Source organism: Pseudomonas sp. SWRI81, assembly GCF_014268545.1.
GTDB lineage: Bacteria > Pseudomonadota > Gammaproteobacteria > Pseudomonadales > Pseudomonadaceae > Aquipseudomonas > Aquipseudomonas hamedanensis.
The window spans coordinates 149,990-167,572 of sequence record NZ_JABWQS010000005.1 but is presented as its reverse complement, the minus strand read 5'-3'; the positions used below and the strand labels follow the sequence as shown (position 1 = coordinate 167,572).

The following is a 17,583-nucleotide window of genomic DNA, read 5'->3' as shown; positions in this document are numbered from 1 at the left end:
GTGAGCAAGCTCACTCCCACACGGGTCCTGAGCCAGCCAGAAAATCCCCGAACATCGCCGGTACCCTGTGGGAGCGGGCTTGCTCCGGGCGGCGTTCCGACGAAGGCGTCAGGTCAGACACATCGGTAGTGAATGCTCCGGCCCCTTCGTGAGCAAGCCCACTCCCACACGGGTCCCGTGCCAGCCAGAAAATCCCCGAACATCGCCGGTACCCTGTGGAGCGGGCTTGCTCGCGAAAGCGTCAGCCATCCTGCTCGCGCCGTCTCGTTGCGCGCTTGGGATTACCCTTTGTGGGCTGCGATCTTTTGATGTTGCTTCAGGCTCGCCGTTTGGCCTGGTGTTCCAGATGCACCTGCAGGTCAGGATCGATTTTTAACGCTGACGCCAGCTCATCCAGATATCTGCGTTCGGCGCCCTGTTGATCGTCGACCAGCATCACGCTCGCCAGATACATTTCGGCGGCTACGCCTGGGTCATTTTGCGCAGACTGCGCTACTTCAGCAGGGCTCAGCGGTTTGGCGACTTCAGCGTCGAGCCATTGCTGCAATTGCGGGTCGGCAGTGTGCTTGCCGATTTCACTGCTGATCCGGTGCTTTTCCGATGCGTCGATGCGTCCGTCAGCCTTGGCGGCGGCGATCAAGGCGCGCAGTACCGCGTGGCTGTGGGTTTCGATTTGTGGGCCGGCGAGCAAGTCGGCGGTTTGTGGCATCTGTTGCGGCGCCGTGCTGGCCTGGCTGCGTTGCCAGGCTTGATACGCTTGGTAGGCCATCATTCCCAGCGATGCCAATGCTGCGTAATTCGTGCCACCGGCGCGATTTCGACTGCCGCCGCCCAGTGCACCGCCGAGCCCGCCACCGCCGAGCAAGCCACCGAGTAAACCGCCCAGGCCGCCAAGCCCGCCAGAAGAAGTCGCACCACCCGCCCCGGCCTGACTGCCGCCGCCCAACAGGCCGCCGAGCAATCCGCCCAGTCCGCCCAAACCGTCACTGGCCGAAGCCCCGCGTTGTTGTCCCGCCGAGGCCTGGCCTCGCAGTAATTGTTCGAGCAAATCGCTGGTATTCATGACGTCTTCCTCAAGGGCCTTGCCCCATTGCGTCAGGCAACGATAGACCGCCGTGGCCACAGCGCCAGCACCGTTGGGCTGACGCCGGCTCGCCGATGGCTTGTCACGCAGGACATTTTTCGTCAGCGAGCTAAGATTCAAGGGTGGTGAACCTTATCCCGGCCAGACCGGTCGATAGCTGCAACCCGACCCGGTTTGCCGACGCCCTTTTTCCCAGGGCGATACCCGGCTTGCTTCACTTTTTGGAGAACGCCCCCGTGATATCGACCGTACACATTGCCAGGCTCAAAGCATGGGGCGCTCATGGCTTTACCGCGACCGGCGTGGTGACCGCCTTCCTCGCCACCCTGGCCCTGCTGGAAAACCAGCCGATCCATTGCCTGATGTGGCTGGGCGTGGCGCTGATCGTCGACGGCCTCGATGGCGCGCTGGCGCGCAAGGTCAACGTGCAATCGGTACTGCCGAGTTTCGACGGTTCGATCCTCGATCTGGTGATCGATTACCTGACCTACGTATTCATCCCGGCGCTGTTTATCTATCGCTACATTCCTTTGCCTGAATACACCCTGCTGCTGACGGTGTCGCTGATTCTGGTGTCGTCGCTGTTCTGCTTCTGCAACGTCAACATGAAGAGCAAGGACAACTACTTTGTCGGCTTTCCGGCGGCGTGGAATGTGGTTGCCTTGTGTCTGTACATCATTGGCCCGGGTCCGTGGATTACCTTTCTCACGGTGATCGGTCTGGCATTGCTGACCGTGACGCGGATGAAGTTTCTGCACCCGTTCCGCGTACGCCGGTTCATGCCGATCAACATTGCGGTGACGGCGATCTGGCTGTTGTGCAGCTTGTCACTGGTGCTCAATCACCCGGTGATCAACCCGCTGGTGATGGGCTTGTGGTTGTTGATGTCAGCTTACTTCCTGGGGATCTGCATCTGGCGCACGGCGCTGGAGTGGTTTGATCGACCGCAGGTGAAATAATCACATCTCCCCTGTAGGAGTGAGCCTGCTCGCGATAGCGGTGTGTCAGCCAACCATTATTTGTCATACACCGCTATCGCGAGCAGGCTCACTCCTACAGGGGATCTCCGTTAATCCAAAGTCAGCGCTTGGTAATAACCACCTCCAGATATTCGCTCGGCACCACCAGCGAATCCTCCCCCGCCCGGTTCGAGCGATTGAGCAGCTCGGTCAAATCATCCTCCAACGCCTGCCCGCCCTCCCCCGGCAACACCGCGAACGCTTTGTGCACAGGCCCGTACCAGTGGCGAAAGACGTCAATGAAATGCGCCGCCGAGCGGTAGCGAAAATTGAAATGGCTGCGGGTCACGCGGACGACAAAGTCGCGATCGTCGAAGTGCTTGTGCAGCCACGCATCCGAGCCCCAATTGGACGGTGGCTGAGCAACGGCTGGCGGTGGCAGATGCTGGCCGAGCGTTTTGAACATCTGGCCGACGAAACCTTCCGGCGTCCAGTTGGCCAGGCCGATGCGTCCGCCGCGTCGGCATACCCGCCCCAGTTCAGCAGCGGCCGCGACCTGATCGGGTGCGAACATCACGCCGAACGTCGACAGTACAGCGTCGTAACTCTCATCGGGAAAAGGCAGCGCTTCGGCATCGGCCACCTGAAAGATCACCTCCAGATGCTCGGCCCGCGCACGATCCTGGCCGCGCTCCAGCAGTGCCGCAACGTAATCGGTCGAGGTCACCACACAACCGCGCCGCGCCGCCGCCAGCGTCGCATTGCCATTGCCGGCCGCGACATCCAGCACTTGTTCATCACAGCGCAGATCGCACGCCTCGGCGAGGCTTTCACCGACGATCTGCAAGGTGGTGCCGATCACGGCGTAGTCGCCACTGGCCCAGGCGACTTTCTGGCGTTCCTTTAAGGTTGTGAGATCAATCGGGGTACTCATGGCTTCGAGCTCCGCTACAGATTGGGTATGCCGTTACTCGGCCGTGGTCGGGTCGATGACCCGCATCACCCGTGCCACGCTGTTGGCGGGAAACCCACCAAGCCGGGCATGCTCGCGCACCTGGTCTTCATCGGGTGCAATGTAGACGCAATAGATTTTGTCGGCGGTAACGTAGCTGTGCAGCCACTGCACCTGCGGGCCGAGTTCACGCAATACCTGGCAGGAGGTCTGTGACACTGTTTTGAGTTGTTGTTCCGACAGCGTCCCTGCACCCGGAATCTCGCGTTCAATCACGAATCTGGGCATGGCAACCTCGCGTTCTTGCTGTGTCGCAGGGTCGGCAGTGGCCCTGCTCCCTCACTATCGCGCCGAGGCGCTGCGGCGTCCTTGCCGATCGTCCGGCAGAGCAGTAAAACAGCGGCTTTGCCGATGAGTGGTGGCAATCTGTTAAGCCGCTGCAACAGGTTGTGGGTTTACGCCTCGGGCGCCTTCGCTTCTTTCAGCAACTGCTGGATCATTTGCTCCTGCGCCTCGTAGCGACCTTCGCCAAAGTGGCTGTAACGCACCTGGCCCCTGGCGTCGATCAGGTAATGCGCCGGCCAGTATTGATTGTTGAAGTTGCGCCAGATTGCGTAGTTGTTGTCGATGGCTACCGGGTAAGTGATACCGAGCTTTTTCACCTGATCCTTGACGTTGTTGATAATGCGCTCGTAGCCATATTCGGGAGTGTGGACACCGATCACCACCAGGCCGTCCTTCTCGTATTTCCTGGCCCACTCTTTGACGTACGGCAGAGTGTGCTGGCAGTTGATGCAGTCGTAGGTCCAGAAATCCACCAGTACCACTTTGCCGCGCAAAGACTCGGGGCTCAGCTCGGGTGAATTGAGCCACTGCACGGCGCCGGACAGCGACGGCATGGCGCCTTTGGCTTCATCCATCATCGAATCGGCGCGGACCTTGCTGACGAAGTAATCGACCACTTTCGGTACGTTTTCCAGAACGTTTTTCTCGACGCTGGCGACGCCCTCGGAGGACGTGCCGGCGAGCAGGGTTTTGTCTGCGCCCGTCGAGATCACTGCAACGGTCGCAAGTACTGCCACCCCGGCACCGCGACGCAACCAGCCGCTGAACGGGATCGACGGTTTCAGCCGATTGACCAGACCGCGTCCGGCGAAAATTAATGTCCCCAGCGACAAGGCACTGCCGGCGCCGTAAGCCAGCAGCAACAGGCTGGTCTGCGCATTGGCACCTTGCAGCATCGCACCGGTGAGAATCACCCCGAGGATCGGCCCCGCACACGGCGCCCACAGCAGACCGGTAGCGACGCCAAGCATGATCGAGCCCATCGGGCCGGCGCGTTTACGGGTGTCCTGGTCGAGGCGATTGCCCAGCGCAACAAAGGGCCGGGTCAGCCAGTCGCCGACGCGTGCCGAGATCAGCGACAGGGCAAACAGCGCCATCACGACCAAGGCAACGTGGCGGCCGGTGTTACTGGCCTGAATCACCCACTCGCTGCTGACCACGGCGAGGCTTGAGATCAGCGCGAAGGTCAGCGCCATGCCGCCGAGGGTCAGCAAGATCGAGGAACGTGTACGGTTGGCGCCAGCGAACAGAAACGGCACCACCGGCAGGATGCAGGGACTGAGGACGGTCAGCAGACCGCCGAGAAATGCAATGAGGTACATAGGGGGGTCACCTTGAATGAGGGCTGGGCACGCAACCGGCCAGCGAGGGAAACACCCCCTCGCTAGCTCGCTTTATTGACGCCGTGACTCATACGTTCTGGCCGTCGAGCAACTGCCCTTGAGGCGTGCGACTGGTACCGTTTTCTGCGACCAGTTGGCCTTGAGGTGTACGGCTGGAGCCATCAGCGGCGAGGGTCTGGCCTTGTGGCGTGCGGCTGGAGCCATCAGCGGCGACCAACTGGCCCTGCGGTGTGCGGCTGGAACCATCGGCGGCGACCATCTGGCCCTGCGGCGTGCGGCTGGAACCGTCGGCCGCGATCAGTGCATCGCTGCCCTCCTTCGCCACCGTCGTCAGCTGGAAGCAGGTGCTGCTGGCGCAACTGCTCTGTTCGACGGCGCTGTTGGCATGGGCCGCAACACCGGCGAAGGAAAAGGCAACAGCGGTTAAAAAGCGCGAGACGTTGTTCATGGCAAAACTCCTTGGAGAAAGTTGGGGATGACTCAGTTCTGGTTGTTGCAGCCGTCAGCGAATTTGCTGTAATCCAGCTCGCGGGTCTTGCCGGCGGAATCGAGGTAGGTCATGCGCGCCTCGGTGATGCCGCAGGTCACCGAGGTGTCCTCAGTCATCGACAGCACTTTCTGGATATCCAGATGCGTGCCGTAGGTGTAGGTTTGCCGGCTGACGTCAGCTTCGGCGTGGGCCGACAGAGTGCAGATGTTCAGCGCGGCGAACAGGCAGGCGGCGAATACGGATTTGTTGTTCATGGTGGTGTCCTCAAGGCTTCAGTGGGTTTGAGCCGAGGCGATCTGTGTGTGCCTCGATGGAGCCTATTTGAGGCTCTTGAGGTATCGCGTCTGTGTCAGGAAAGGACGAGAATCACTCGCTGTGTATCCACGTCCGGCATAGATACACAGCGATACAAAACCCCGAAAAAATCGCGTTTTTGCGTCATCGTGTATCCGCCGTTGCGGCAGATACACTGCAATACAAAGGCAGGCAGGCGTGCGGTTAACGGCGCTATAGACTGCACGGCATTCCCCCTTCCCACAGAGGCTGCAACCGATGGAACATGTCGATCACATTCTCATCGTCGACGACGATCGCGAGATCCGTGAACTGGTGGGTAACTACCTGAAGAAAAACGGCCTGCGTACCACAGTGGTCGCCGATGGCCGGCAGATGCGCAGTTTTCTCGAAGCCAATACCGTCGACCTGATCGTGCTCGACATCATGATGCCCGGCGACGATGGCCTGCAGCTGTGTCGGGAACTGCGCGTCGGCAAACACAAGGCCACGCCGGTGTTGATGCTCACCGCGCGCAACGATGAAACCGACCGCATCATCGGCCTGGAAATGGGCGCCGACGATTACCTGACCAAACCGTTCGCCGCCCGCGAACTGCTGGCGCGCATCAACGCCGTGCTGCGCCGCACACGGATGTTGCCGCCAAATCTGGTGGTCACTGAAGCCGGGCGCTTGCTCGCCTTTGGCCGCTGGCAACTGGACACCTCGGCCCGCCATTTGCTGGACAAGGACGGCACCATGGTCGCCCTCAGCGGCGCCGAATATCGCTTGCTGCGGGTGTTTCTCGATCACCCGCAACGGGTCCTCAGCCGCGATCAACTGCTGAACCTGACCCAGGGCCGCGACGCCGATCTGTTCGACCGTTCCATCGACTTGCTGGTCAGCCGCCTGCGCCAGCGCCTGCTCGACGATGCTCGCGAGCCGGCCTACATCAAGACCGTGCGCAGTGAGGGGTATGTGTTTTCCCTGCCGGTCGAGCTACTCGGGGCGCCGGCATGAATTTCAAGCTGCAATGGCCGCGCACCCTCGCCTCGCGTCTGTCGCTGATTTTCCTGATCGGGCTGATTCTGGCCCAGGGTCTGTCGTTCGGCGCGCAGTATTACGAGCGTTACCAGAGCGCCAAAAGCACCATGCTCGGCAATCTCGAAACCGATGTCGCGACCTCGATGGCGATCCTCGATCGCCTGCCCGCCGCGGAACGCCCGGCCTGGCTGCCGCGCCTGGCGCGGCGTAATTACGCCTACCTGCTCAATGAAGGCGAGCCGGGCATGCCGGTCACCTCAGGGGATGAATCGGTGGCCATCGCCTCGATCACCGCCGCCATTGGCGCCACCTACCCGGTGGTCTTTACCGAAATTCCCGGTGGGCCAAGGCGGCATTTTCAGGGCCACCTGCGCCTGAGTGACGGCAGCCCGGTGACCATTGATATACGTCCGGCGATGGTGCCACTTTCACCGTGGTTGCCGGTGGTGCTGCTGGGTCAATTGGCGCTGCTGATCCTGTGCACCTGGCTTGCCGTGCGCATCGCCATCCGCCCCCTCACTCGCCTCGCCAACGCGGTGGAAACCCTTGACCCCAACGCGCACCCGATCAAGCTCGACGAGCATGGCCCGACCGAAGTAGTCCACGCGGCGCGGGCGTTCAACGCCATGCAGACGCGCATCGCAGCCTACCTGAAGGAACGCATGCAGTTGCTCGCAGCGATTTCCCACGACCTGCAAACGCCGATCACGCGGATGAAACTGCGCGCCGAATTCATGGACGACTCGGTGGAAAAAGACAAGCTGAGCAGCGACCTCGGTGAGATCGAGCATCTGGTGCGTGAAGGCGTGGCCTACGCCCGGAGTATTCATGGCGCCACCGAGGAAAGTCGGCGCACCGATCTCGACTCGTTTTTAGACAGCCTGGTGTTCGATTACCAGGACATGGGCAAGGACGTGCAGCTCGGCGGCAAAAGCAAAGCCGTGATCGACACCCGCCCGCAGGCACTGCGCCGGGTGCTGGTGAACCTGACCGATAACGCGCTGAAATTCGCCGGCGCCGCGCAATTGCAGGTCGAAGCGGATGGCAACAGTCTGTCGGTGAAAGTCCTGGATCGTGGCCCGGGCATCGCCGAGGATGAGTTGGCGCAGGTGATGGAGCCGTTCTACCGCGTGGAGAACTCGCGCAACCGCGACACTGGCGGTACCGGCCTGGGCCTGGCGATTGCCCAGCAACTGGCCATGGCGCTGGGCGGGTCTCTGACTTTGAGCAACCGCGACGGCGGCGGACTGTGTGCCGAACTCAAATTACCGCTGCATGGCTAAGCTTTCGAACCCTCCTGTTTAAAGCTGTTTTGCAGGCCACCCCAGCACCGACAACACCTTGGGCATGTGCCTACAGCCTCGCCGGAATCGACCGACTGTTGCGCTTGAGCAAAGGGCTTTACTGTTGATGGCGTGACCCTCACGCCCCGCTACTGTCAGATCTGACAGTAGCGGCCCACAGCGCTCTGCTGTCTCATGACGATTCGCCCGAATCGTACCGAGGTGCCGCCATGGCTCTGCTCGAATCCGTCACTCAGATCTGCCGGCGACTGGCACCCGGCGGCTGGCATTCGCTGATGCTGGCCCATGGGCTGGACCTGCTCGCCGAACCGCTGGCGGCTGAGCTGGGCCGAACGCTGGCCATCAACCGAGCGCTGCCAGGATTTGAAGACTTCGCCGCGGACGGTGAGCGCGCAGTAACAGCGGCGGCGCCTTCGCACAGCCTGCTGTATCACGCGCTGGCGTCGCCACGGGTGACGGTCGATGACAAAGGTCAGGCCTTGCAGCTATTCCCCACGGCCAGCGAAATCGAGACCGTTCTGCACTATGTCTACAGCCTTGATCCGCCCACGCTGGAGCAACTGCGCCTGACCGCCCGGGGCGCGCCGTTGGCGGTGGTCGCGTTTGCCAGCGAGTATCGCTGCGCCGCCGACACCGTGCATGGCCGACACGCCGACCTGTGCTTTTCGCGCACCGGCATCGCCCGTGTCGGCACCGCGCCCGCCCGTTATGACGCCAGGCTGCGTAGCTTTCTGCCGTTTGTCGACAACGACGCCCACGGCATCCGCGTAATGCCGGTACGCTACAGCGCCTGGATCGCCATGCAGTTGCCCGGCGATGCCCAGCGTTTTGGACCGATGGACTTTCAGGACGAGGTCGATCCTGGCCTGGAGTTCTGGGTGCCGCTGCACAAACTGTTCGATGGCCCGCAGTGCCTGGCCGGCATGGCACTGGCGGTGACGCTGGAGAATCATCAGGTCAACGAAAAGCTGCGCCACGTCCATTTGCGTCACAGCGGCACGGGCTGGCAAGAACCGGAAATCAGCCAGCCGCCTTTCGTCGTGAATACGGGGCTGGCCCACTGGGCAGACGCCGAGGACTTCGGCCCGGGCCTGCTGCTGCCGCAACCGCGAACGCGCCTGGTCGAACCCGTCGAGTTTCAGGGCCAGCCGCTGTCATTCCTGATGCCGGCCAACACCGGCGGGATGGTTCACGGGCGTCACAAGGTCACAGCGGATGGCCGTATCGAGGACCTTAACCAACGCGAAGACGTCGAAGCGCTCGTGCGCCAAGGTGGCTATCGGGCCTTGCATTATCAGGACGCCACAGCCGATGGCTGGGTGCGGCCGCTTTGTCCGGCGTTGGCGGACAGCTTGCCAGCAATCGCCGCCTATTCGGTGATCGGCCCTCCCGACTTTTACCCGCTGTGCACGCAGCGTAAATTGCTGCGATGGGTCAACGACGAACCGATTCTCGCCAGCCCCGATATCTGGCACGCCCGACTGCAAGCGCTATCGAATGTGCGCTACTGCGCCAACCTCGACTTGAAAGACCAGTTATTTTCGCCCGCCGATCGCGGCGTGACGGCAATCGTCGCGCTGGCCGAGCATGGCGACCCGGCTCAAGGTCAGAGGTCACATCCCGAGGTCTTGCGCCCGTCTTCGCTGCCCGACAGCGCTGCCGGTGTTTTTGGCCCGGGGTGGGAAGTCGGCTGGGTTCGGCGGCCAGCAGCCGATGCGCAATGGCTCAACATTCTGGCCGGCTATCAGATGGCCAGCCCATTCCCCGAAGATGCGAAAATCTGCGCGGCATTGGGTTCCTTCTGGCCGGGGGTGGCACCGGATTCGGCGCGAGTCTTCGAACCCCGCTCAAGCCTGCACAGCATTATTCCGCTGACGGATCAGGAAATCGGTGGGGACGGCGCGGTTGCCTGGGACGATCAGCGCGGGCCACAACTGATCGTCCAGAAGGATCGGCTGATTGTTCAGTATCGCGCCTATGCCCACGCCGACTACACCCAGGTGGCCCTCGACGGCCACTTCTCCCTGAGCATGACCGGCAAAACATCGCAGCGGGCCTATGAGCAGCGTGTCTTGTCGATGTATCGGGTATACCGCGCGCTCGGCGCTGATAACGACAAAACCCTGCGCAACGCCTGGCCCCTGTTGTCGCTGCGCGATGTGCAGCGTCCCGACGGTGAACTGGACACGGCGCAACAGGAAGCCGGACTGATCCTCGAAGGTTGGGTGTTGCGTTTTTTCATGTACAAGCGCGGCGCCGTGCAGATTGCCGAAGAGGACTTCAAGTTGCGCAACGTCGAGGTCGAAGAACAGGTGATTCTGCTGGTCAGCGCCGATGCCATTTTGATGAAACCTGACGCTTTGCCGTGGCAGGTCGCCATTGACGCAGTTTGATGTCGTTGTCGTCGGCGCCGGTCCCGCAGGCTGCGCCTGTGCGATCAGTTGCGCCCAGCGAGGCCTGCGGGTGGCTTTGGTCGAGCGCCGGCCGTTCCCACGATTTCGCCCCGGCGAAAGTCTGCATCCGGGCATCGAGCCGTTGTTGCAACAACTCGGCGTCGCCGGACAATTATGCTCCCCGGCAACCATGCGTTTTGACGGGCACTGGATACACTGGGACGGCCCGCCGCGTTTCAGCCCCTTTGGCGCGGATGAGAATGGCCCGTGGCGGGGTTTCCAGATTGCCCGGGCCGACCTCGATGGCGCCTTGCTGCAACAAGCACGGCGGCTCGGCGTGCAGGTGCGCCAGCCGTGCCGCGCGAGCAAAGTGCTAACTCTCGATGCCCGCGTGACAGGCCTGGAAACTGACAGCGGTTGCCTGCACGCTGCCTGGCTGATCGATGCCAGCGGCGCCACTGGCTGGCTGGGCCGGCAATTGGCGCTGCCGGATCAAGCGGGTTCACCGCCGCTCCAGGTGCGCTATGGTTATCTCCACGGCTGTCTCCGTCCTTACGCAAACACCCCGCACCTGCTGGCCGGGCCTTACGGCTGGACCTGGATCGCTCAGGTCCAGACACAATTGCTGCACTGGACAAACCTGGCATTCGCAACTGATCGGGCGCAAAACGCTGACCGGCAAATGCTGCCCGAAGCGCTGCGTGTACTGCCGCAAGCCGGCCCGACCCGCGGCGCCGACGTCGGCTGGCGTATCAGCAAGGCCGCCGCCGGCAATGGCTATTTTCTGGTCGGCGACTGCGCAAGCCGGCTCGATCCGGCGGCGTCACACGGTGTGCTCAAGGCGCTGATGAGCGGCATGCAGGCGGCACAAGCAGTTCACGACTGCCTTCGGCGGCCAATAGTAGAAGCGGCGGTACAGGCGCAATACCGGCAATGGCTGCATGCCTGGTTTGAACGCGACGCGACCCAACTGCGCCACTTCTACCGCCAGCATCCCTACCCGCCACAATGGCTCGGTTGCCCGGCAAAACCGAGCTAGACTCATTCATTACCCAGTCGAGGGGGACGCAGGACTTCAGCGGTGCCCTGCCCTAATCCGTGACCACCGCCCGGTGGCGCCTGCCTCGACACTCAACGCCGCCGGACGGTGATCCTGTTTCAGGAGCACACGTGATGAATGAGGCGAAACTCAACGAATTCATGGGCAAATTGCTCAACGACATGGGCGGCGCGGCCATGCTGGCCAATGTCATCGTCGGCGAAGAGCTCGGCTTGTACCGGGCCATGGCCGACAGCCAACCGATCAGCCCCGAAGCCCTCGCCGCGAAAACCACCTGCAACCCGCGTCTGGTGCGCGAATGGCTCAGCGCACACGCGGCGTCCGGCTACATGGAACACCGTGACGGCCAGTTCCGTTTGCCGGAAGAACAAGCGCTGGCGCTGGCGGTGGAAGACTCGCCGGTGTATGTCGCCGGCGGGCTCGGGGTGGTGGCGTCGTTTTTCCATGACAAGGACAAACTGGTCAAAGCCATGCGCGGCAACGGCGCCCTGCCTTGGGGCGACCATCATCCATGCATGTTCTCCGGCACCGAACGGTTCTTCCGCCCCGGCTACAAGGGCCACCTGATCGCCGAATGGCTGCCGGCGCTGGACGGCGTAGTGGCCAAACTCGAACGCGGTGGCAAAGTTGCCGACATCGGCTGCGGCCACGGCGCCTCGACGGTGATCATGGCTCAGGCCTTTCCCCTGTCGCAGTTTGTCGGTTTCGACTTTCATGCGCCGTCGATCACGGTCGCCACCCAACGGGCCGAAGAAGGCGGTGTCGGCAACCGGGCCGGCTTCTTCGAGGCCACGGCAAAAAACTACCCCGGCGACGACTACGATCTGATCTGTTTTTTCGATTGCCTGCACGACATGGGCGACCCAGTCGGAGCCGCACGCCACGCTTACGACTCGCTGAAAGACGATGGCACCGTGTTGCTGGTCGAACCGTTCGCCAACGACAAGCTGGACGATAATTTCAACGCGGTCGGACGCCTGTTTTATGCGGCTTCGACGTTCATTTGCACCCCCAACTCGCTGTCCCAGGAAGTCGGCCTCGGCCTCGGTGCGCAAGCCGGTGAAATGCGCCTGCGCAAAGTCTTTACCGAGGCCGGATTCAAGCAGTTCCGCCGAGCCACGCAGACGCCGTTCAACCTGATTCTGGAAGCGCGCAAGTAGACGATGCGGATCGCGTGCTAACCTGCTGGCACTGCCCACTCTGGAGTGCTGACCATGCTCGACAGCCCGACCCGCGACCTCGACACGCTGCAACAGGCGATGGCCGATGGCGATTTTCTCGTGCTGACCGGTGCCGGGATCAGCACACCGTCGGGCATTCCCGATTACCGTGACAGCGAAGGCGTACGTCGTGGCCGGCAGCCGATGATGTACCAGGAATTCCTCGCGGCCGCGGAGTCTCGTCGTCGCTACTGGGCGCGGGCCATGCTCGGCTGGCCGAAGGTGCGCCAGGCGCATCCGAATGCCGCGCACCAGGCCTTGGCCGCGTTGCAGCGCCATGGGCTGCTCCGCGACCTCATCACGCAAAACGTCGACGCCCTCCACGACCAGGCAGGCAGTGCTGATGTGATCGAACTGCATGGCAACTTGCATCGTGTGCTGTGCCTGGATTGCGGCCAGCGCAGTGAGCGCGACGCAATTCAGCAGTTGATGGAACGGCAAAACCCCTATCTGGCGGGCGTGGACGCCGTGCAGGCACCCGATGGCGACACCCTGCTCGACCCGGCGTTCGAGGCACGCTTCGAGGTGCCGCATTGCCCGCATTGTGCCGGCGAGCGGTTGAAACCGGATGTGGTGTTTTTCGGTGAGAACGTCGCGCAACACACCGCCGCCCGGGCGATGGCCGCGGCAGAGCATGCCGCGGGAATGTTGGTGGTGGGTTCTTCGTTAATGGCGTATTCCGCGTTTCGCCTGTGCCGGGTGATCTCTGACCGCGGCAAGCCGCTGATTGCGCTCAATCTGGGCAAGACTCGCGCGGACGATTTGCTCGACCTGAAGATCGAAGCGTCTTGCGAACAGCTGTTGCCGCTGCTGACCGAACGCCTCATTTCCTGACCACACCACTCCCCTGTGGGAGCGAGCCTGCTCGCGATGGGGCCTGCACCGTCAACATCCCCGCCGCCTGACCCACCGCCTTCGCGAGCAGGCTCACTCCTACATTGGCCGCGGCCAGACACAACAGCCGCAAACACCACAAAAACCTGCTCGCGAAGGGGCCTGCACCGCCAATATCCCCGCCGCCTGACCCACCGCCTTCGCGAGCAGGCTCACTCCTACATTGACTGCGGCCAGACACAACAGCCGCAAACACCACAAAAACCTGTGGGAGCGGGCTTGCTCGCGAAGGGGCCTGCACAGTCAACATCTCCGCCGCCTGCCACACCGCCTTCGCGAGCAGGCTCACTCCTACATTGACTGCGGCCAGACACAACAGCCGCAAACACCACGAAAACCTGTGGGAGCGGGCTTGCTCGCGAAGGCGGTCCGTCAGCTGAATATTTTTCACTGAAAGACCGCTATCGCGAGCAGGCTCACTCCTACAGGGGGATCGGTGCAATCAGGAAGACAAGCGTTCGCTCAGGTTTTCCTGCTGGAGAATGTCGAATAATGCTTGCGCCGCTGCCGACAGTTCATTGCCCGGTTCGGTCAGCACGCCGATGGCACGCTCCACTGAATCATTCAGGGTCAGGCAGTGCGCGCCCAGCTCCTGCATTTGCCCGGCACACAATGCCGGAACCGCACTGACGCCCAGGCCGCTGGCGACCATTCTGCCGACGGTCGCCAATTGGTGGCTTTCGAACTCCACCGGCAATTTCATCCCCCGCGCCTGCAAATGCTCCTCCAGCATCACCCGCACCGTCGACGGTCGCTGCAAGGTAATAAATGGCTCTTGCAGCAACGTCTGCCAATCGATCTCGCCGCGCTGTGCCAACGGCGAATCCATCGGCACCACCGCCACGAAGCGATCCCGGTACAACGGTGTAAAGGTCATCGAGGTGTTTTGCATGGGTTCAAATGCCACGCCCAATTCAACCTGACGATCGCGAACCATTTCCAGCACTTGCTCGTTGATCACGTCGTTGACCGTGACGTTGACGTTGGGATAGCGCGCGCGAAACGTCTTCAGGATCGGCGGCAGCAAGTTGCCGGCAAACGACGGCATCGCCGCCAGCGTCACGCGCCCGCGTTGCAGGCTGAAGCGTTGACGCATTTCGTCTTCGGCGTTGTCCCAGTCGGCAATCAGCCGCCGCGCCAGTGGCAGCAAGGATTCGCCTTCTGCCGTCAGCGCCACGTTACGCGTGTTGCGGCTGAACAGACGCCCGCCCAGGCCTTCTTCCAGCGCCTTGATAGTCAGGCTCAACGCCGATTGAGATAAATGCAGACGCTCGCAGGCCACGGCGAAACTCAGGCTCTGGGCCACGGCGAGGAAGGCGCGGATCTGTTTGATGGTCATGGTCGCTTCGCTCCAGTTATAAGCTGCAAGCGTCAAGCTGCACGCCTCGGTTACTGATCGTTTGATCGTTCCCACGCTCCGGCGTGGGAACGACCAAAGCGTTATTGAGTTTTATCAATCAATCAACCGTAAAAATCAACTTAACAAATATATTCCACAGAGAGACACTCCAACCATTCGGCTAGCCAGCCGCCCGCAAATAATAAAAGAGGTGCCTATGGCAGGTTTCGACAAGCGTGTGAGTTCCTACGAGGAAGCCCTGGCCGGGCTTGAGGATGGCATGACCGTCATCGCCGGCGGCTTCGGCTTGTGTGGCATTCCGGAAAACCTGATCGCCGAGATCAAGCGCAAGGGCACCCGCGACCTCACGGTGGTCTCCAACAACTGTGGCGTCGATGGCTTCGGTCTTGGCGTGCTGCTCACCGACCGTCAGATCAGCAAGGTCGTCGCCTCTTACGTTGGCGAGAACAAGCTGTTCGAAGAGCAACTGCTCAAGGGCGAAATCGAGGTCATCCTCACGCCGCAGGGCACCCTCGCCGAGAAGATGCGCGCGGGCGGCGCCGGCATTCCGGCGTTCTTCACCGCCACCGGGGTCGGCACCCCGGTCGCCGAAGGCAAGGAAGTGCGTGAATTCAACGGGCGCAGGTACCTGATGGAAGAATCCATCACCGGTGATTTCGCCATCGTCAAAGGCTGGAAAGCCGACCACTTCGGTAACGTCGTCTACCGCCACACCGCGCAGAACTTCAACCCGCTGGCCGCCACCGCCGGCAGAATCACCGTCGTCGAAGTCGAAGAAATCGTCGAGCCCGGCGAGCTGGACCCGAGCCAGATCCATACCCCGGGCATTTACGTCGATCGGGTCATTTGCGGCACGTTCGAAAAACGCATCGAACAGCGCACCGTCCGCAAATAATTCAGGGCTACGGAGAACAACAACATGGCACTTACCCGCGAACAAATGGCTCAGCGCGTCGCCCGCGAAATGCAGGACGGCTACTACGTCAACCTCGGCATCGGCATTCCGACCCTGGTCGCCAACTATATTCCCGAAGGCATGGAAGTCATGCTGCAGTCGGAAAACGGCCTGCTCGGCATGGGGCCTTTTCCTACCGAAGAAACCATCGATGCCGACATGATCAACGCCGGCAAACAGACCGTGACGGCACGCATCGGTGCGTCGATCTTCAATTCCGCCGAATCCTTTGCGATGATCCGCGGCGGTCACGTTGACCTGACCGTGCTTGGCGCATTCGAAGTGGACGTCGAGGGCAACATCGCCTCGTGGATGATCCCCGGCAAACTGGTGAAAGGCATGGGCGGCGCGATGGATCTGGTGGCCGGTGCCGACAACATCATCGTCATCATGACCCACGCGTCGAAGGACGGTGAGTCCAAGCTGTTAGCCAAATGCAGCCTGCCATTGACCGGCGCCGGCTGCATCAAGCGCGTGCTGACCGACCTCGCCTATCTGGAAATCGAAAATGGCGCTTTTGTCCTCAAGGAACGCGCACCTGGCGTCAGCGTCGAGGAAATCGTCGCCAAAACCGCTGGTAAACTGATCGTCCCGGATCACGTACCGGAAATGCAGTTCGCTGCCCAGTGAGGAATTTGAAAATGCAAGACGTCGTCATTGTTGCCGCCACGCGTACCGCGATCGGCAGTTTCCAGGGTGCCTTGGCCAATGTGTCAGCGGTGGATCTGGGCGCGGCGGTGATCCGCCAGTTGCTTGAACAGACCGGTCTGGACGGTGCGCAGGTCGATGAGGTGATCATGGGCCAGGTGTTGACCGCCGGTGCCGGCCAGAACCCGGCACGTCAGGCCGCAATCAGGGCCGGCCTGCCCCACGCCGTACCGGCCATGACCCTGAACAAGGTCTGCGGCTCGGGCCTCAAGGCTTTGCACCTCGGCGCACAAGCGATCCGCTGCGGCGACGCTGAGGTGATCATCGCTGGCGGTCAGGAGAACATGAGCCTGTCCAACTACATCATGCCGGGCGCGCGCACCGGTCTGCGCATGGGCCACGCGCAAATCGTCGACACGATGATCAGCGATGGCCTGTGGGACGCCTTCAACGATTACCACATGGGCATCACCGCCGAAAATCTGGTCGACAAATATGAGATCAGCCGCGAGCAACAGGACGCGTTTGCTGCCGCGTCTCAGCAAAAAGCGGCTGCCGCGATTGAGGCTGGTCGCTTCGTTGATGAAATCACCCCGATTCTGATCCCGCAGCGCAAGGGCGATCCTGTCGCCTTCAAGGTTGACGAACAGCCACGCGGCGATACCACCGCCGAGTCCCTGGCGAAACTGCGCCCGGCCTTCAAAAAGGACGGCAGCGTCACCGCCGGCAACGCTTCGTCGTTGAACGACGGCGCCGCCGCAGTGATTCTGATGAGCGCCGAAAAAGCCAAAGCCCTGGGCCTGCCCGTGCTGGCGACCATCGCCGCTTACGCCAATGCGGGTGTTGACCCGGCGATCATGGGCATCGGCCCGGTTTCGGCGACGCGCCGTTGCCTGGACAAGGCCGGCTGGACCCTTGACCAACTCGACCTGATCGAAGCCAACGAAGCATTCGCCGCACAATCGCTGGCGGTGGCCCAGGATCTGCAATGGGACCTGGACAAGGTCAACGTCAACGGCGGCGCCATCGCCCTCGGCCACCCGATCGGCGCCTCGGGCTGCCGCGTACTGGTCACGCTGTTGCATGAAATGATCAAGCGCGATGCCAAAAAAGGTCTGGCGACCTTGTGTATCGGCGGCGGTCAGGGTGTGGCGCTGGCGCTGGAACGCGCCTGATACAGCGTTAAAGGCCAATCGCGGATCCACGACATCGGCGGTGGGCTGGCAACAAAAACCCGGTGCGACTGGCGTTGCACCGGG

Annotated in this window: 17 protein-coding genes; 10 read left to right on the top strand and 7 right to left on the bottom strand. The window is 62.0% G+C overall.

Annotated features, from left to right (window positions below):
- Window positions 1-316 precede the first annotated feature (316 nt).
- Window positions 317-1,063 (bottom strand): tellurite resistance TerB family protein, encoded by a 747-nt coding sequence (locus HU765_RS05480; RefSeq protein ID WP_186619340.1) that lies wholly within the window; start codon window positions 1,061-1,063, stop codon window positions 317-319.
- Between the two features lie 257 nt (window positions 1,064-1,320).
- Between HU765_RS05480 and pcsA the strand changes: the two genes are divergently transcribed.
- Entirely contained in the window at window positions 1,321-2,043 is a 723-nt protein-coding gene (gene pcsA / locus HU765_RS05475) for a phosphatidylcholine synthase (protein WP_186619314.1), read from the top strand.
- A gap of 121 nt (window positions 2,044-2,164) precedes the next feature.
- Here the strand turns inward: pcsA and HU765_RS05470 are convergent, their stop codons facing one another.
- From HU765_RS05470 to HU765_RS05450, 5 genes are all read right to left on the bottom strand, one after another.
- Entirely contained in the window at window positions 2,165-2,977 is an 813-nt protein-coding gene (locus tag HU765_RS05470; protein ID WP_186619313.1) for a class I SAM-dependent methyltransferase, read from the bottom strand.
- Window positions 2,978-3,010: 33 nt separating this feature from the next.
- A complete protein-coding gene (locus tag HU765_RS05465) occupies window positions 3,011-3,283 on the bottom strand; it encodes a DUF4242 domain-containing protein (protein WP_186551639.1) in 273 nt (90 codons plus the stop codon).
- A 167-nt stretch (window positions 3,284-3,450) separates the two neighbouring features.
- Window positions 3,451-4,662 carry a cytochrome c biogenesis protein DipZ gene (locus HU765_RS05460; protein ID WP_186619312.1) on the bottom strand — a complete coding sequence of 404 codons (1,212 nt, stop codon included), beginning with the start codon at window positions 4,660-4,662 and terminating at the stop codon, window positions 3,451-3,453.
- A gap of 88 nt (window positions 4,663-4,750) precedes the next feature.
- A complete protein-coding gene (locus tag HU765_RS05455) occupies window positions 4,751-5,131 on the bottom strand; it encodes a hypothetical protein (RefSeq protein WP_186551641.1) in 381 nt (126 codons plus the stop codon).
- A gap of 32 nt (window positions 5,132-5,163) precedes the next feature.
- A complete protein-coding gene (locus HU765_RS05450; protein ID WP_016775158.1) occupies window positions 5,164-5,427 on the bottom strand; it encodes a DUF2790 domain-containing protein in 264 nt (87 codons plus the stop codon).
- 298 nt (window positions 5,428-5,725) lie between these two features.
- Here HU765_RS05450 and HU765_RS05445 point away from each other — a divergent pair, with 298 nt between their 5' ends.
- The 6 genes from HU765_RS05445 (at window position 5,726) to HU765_RS05420 (ending at window position 13,301) form a co-directional block, all read left to right on the top strand.
- Complete coding sequence (locus tag HU765_RS05445) at window positions 5,726-6,466, top strand: response regulator (protein WP_102902756.1); 741 nt, start codon at window positions 5,726-5,728, stop codon at window positions 6,464-6,466.
- Complete coding sequence (locus tag HU765_RS05440) at window positions 6,463-7,773, top strand: HAMP domain-containing sensor histidine kinase (protein WP_186619311.1); 1,311 nt, start codon at window positions 6,463-6,465, stop codon at window positions 7,771-7,773. The genes HU765_RS05445 and HU765_RS05440 overlap by 4 nt, the downstream gene beginning before the upstream one ends.
- A 230-nt stretch (window positions 7,774-8,003) precedes the next feature.
- Complete coding sequence (locus tag HU765_RS05435; RefSeq protein ID WP_186619310.1) at window positions 8,004-10,187, top strand: hypothetical protein; 2,184 nt, start codon at window positions 8,004-8,006, stop codon at window positions 10,185-10,187.
- A complete protein-coding gene (locus HU765_RS05430) occupies window positions 10,174-11,226 on the top strand; it encodes an NAD(P)/FAD-dependent oxidoreductase (RefSeq protein WP_186619309.1) in 1,053 nt (350 codons plus the stop codon). Before HU765_RS05435 ends, HU765_RS05430 begins: the two co-directional genes overlap by 14 nt.
- Before the next feature lie 134 nt (window positions 11,227-11,360).
- Window positions 11,361-12,407, top strand: coding sequence for a class I SAM-dependent methyltransferase (locus HU765_RS05425; RefSeq protein WP_186619308.1), 1,047 nt, complete (start codon window positions 11,361-11,363; stop codon window positions 12,405-12,407).
- Between the two features lie 54 nt (window positions 12,408-12,461).
- Entirely contained in the window at window positions 12,462-13,301 is an 840-nt protein-coding gene (locus HU765_RS05420) for an NAD-dependent protein deacetylase (protein WP_186619307.1), read from the top strand.
- 502 nt (window positions 13,302-13,803) lie between these two features.
- Here HU765_RS05420 and HU765_RS05415 read toward each other — a convergent pair.
- Window positions 13,804-14,700 (bottom strand): LysR family transcriptional regulator, encoded by an 897-nt coding sequence (locus HU765_RS05415; protein WP_186619306.1) that lies wholly within the window; start codon window positions 14,698-14,700, stop codon window positions 13,804-13,806.
- Between the two features lie 217 nt (window positions 14,701-14,917).
- Between HU765_RS05415 and HU765_RS05410 the strand changes: the two genes are divergently transcribed.
- From HU765_RS05410 to HU765_RS05400, 3 genes are read left to right on the top strand one after another with little or no spacing between them, the layout of a single operon-like run.
- A complete protein-coding gene (locus tag HU765_RS05410; RefSeq protein ID WP_186619305.1) occupies window positions 14,918-15,616 on the top strand; it encodes a CoA transferase subunit A in 699 nt (232 codons plus the stop codon).
- Window positions 15,617-15,640: 24 nt separating this feature from the next.
- Window positions 15,641-16,306 (top strand): CoA transferase subunit B, encoded by a 666-nt coding sequence (locus HU765_RS05405; RefSeq protein ID WP_016774134.1) that lies wholly within the window; start codon window positions 15,641-15,643, stop codon window positions 16,304-16,306.
- A gap of 11 nt (window positions 16,307-16,317) precedes the next feature.
- Window positions 16,318-17,499 carry an acetyl-CoA C-acetyltransferase gene (locus tag HU765_RS05400; RefSeq protein WP_186619304.1) on the top strand — a complete coding sequence of 394 codons (1,182 nt, stop codon included), beginning with the start codon at window positions 16,318-16,320 and terminating at the stop codon, window positions 17,497-17,499.
- Window positions 17,500-17,583 lie beyond the last annotated feature (84 nt).